Origin of the sequence: Rhizobium giardinii bv. giardinii H152 (assembly GCF_000379605.1) — a bacterium.
In the GTDB taxonomy this organism is placed as follows: Bacteria; Pseudomonadota; Alphaproteobacteria; order Rhizobiales; family Rhizobiaceae; genus Pararhizobium; species Pararhizobium giardinii.
This window is the reverse complement of record NZ_KB902762.1, coordinates 1-1,540: the sequence shown is the minus strand read 5'-3', so window position 1 is coordinate 1,540 and position 1,540 is coordinate 1. Positions and strand designations below refer to the sequence as shown.

Genomic DNA, 1,540 nt, shown 5'->3' with positions numbered 1-1,540 from the left:
GAGGCGGAAGAGATCGCCGCCTACTTCGCCGAAGCCGGCTGCCCGGATGAAGCGGCAGATACCTGGGCGAAGATCGTCCTTGCCTCCACGAGCGGCCACCCCCAACTCGTCGATGCCCGCTTGTCTGCTTTGCAACAGCAGAACTGGCCCAAGCCATCCATCGGAGAGTGGATGGCTCCGACCATTGAGATCGTTGATGTGCGTGCCGAGGCAAGGCGGATGGTATCAGCGCTGCCCGAGGATGAGCGGGAACTGCTTTGCCGCGCGAGCCTGGTGATAGGCCGGATATCGCGCTTGCGGCTTCAGGCCATTGGTGGAATTTTTCCTGCGGTCAAAGAACCAGGTCACATCGTCGATCGGCTGATAGGTCCGTGGTTGGAGGTGACCGACACATCCGACCTTCGCGTCTCGCCGCTCCTTCGCGGCCTCGGGACCGACACGCGCACGCCATCCTGGAATATGGATATGCATGCGAGCATCGCCTGGGCGTGGCTCGCCGATCCCTCGCTCGACGCTGGCGACGTCTCGACCCTCCTGATGCACGCGATCATTGCAAAACAGATCGGGCCTCTCCTCCACATCCTTCCCAGTCTTTTAGAGGCGCCTGCGGAGGTCTGGCAACAGATCGGCGAAACCGCTCGCATCTTCACAATGATGGCCATTGACGAAAACGATCTTTCGTTGTTTCCGGCGGCGGTCGATCGGGCCGTGTTCCGGATCCTGCAATTGCGAATCGCCGTGGAGGCGCAAAAGGAGGAGATTCCGGCCATCATCAAACGCGCCCTGCAGGAGTCCGAAAGACGGGCGGCGGATGATCTCGCCACCGACTTTTTCGACTTCTTGTTTCTGTGGCAGGTCTTGCGGCTGGACACGGTCACGCATGACGTCCCGTTCCTCCTCTCTCTCGGCATTCGGTTTAGGCAGGCGGCGGAGAAAGTCGGCAATGGCCTGCTGCGACTGGAACAGCAAGGAGGAGATGTCCAGGTAGACTTTCCTGATCTATCCCCGATATTCTCGCTCACCTTGGCGCACTCGCTTGCGGACTCGCCGGCATTTGGCAGGTTCCTCGATATCGTTGAACCCCTGGCGATTGAGGACAGACGTTTCATCTTGCCAGGTCGTTCCGGTGACCTTGATGCGGCGTCCGTCATGCTCGACCGTCTTTGGCTGAGCGAAATCGAGCGAACAATCGCCATCGCGCTTAAGGCGGAAATGTTCTCACTTGTTGATTCTGCCGCCGCACTTTTGGTGCGTGTGACCGACGAAGACCTGAAAGATGCCAGGTCCGCGCTTTCAATCGCCAACCGGACTGCGTCGCGGATTGCAAATCCGGTGCGTGTCCTAGCGGCCAAGGGCAAGGTTTTTTACCGACTTGAAGATACCGCGAGCGCGCTGGAGATCTACCAACAGATCCTGCCGGCTCTGGATGTGTCTGCTTCTTATCGCGCCGGCATCTGGCGCGACGCCGCGCTCTCAGCCGCACAGGCGAAATTATGGCCGATGTGCGCGAGTCGCTTCGTAGAAGGCTTAGCTGCGCTCG

At 59.7% G+C, this 1,540-nt stretch carries 1 protein-coding gene; it reads left to right on the top strand.

The features are described 5' to 3' along the window. On the top strand, positions 1 to 1,540 hold a 1,540-nt coding region (locus tag A3AY_RS40010; RefSeq protein WP_018330174.1), incomplete at both ends, for a hypothetical protein.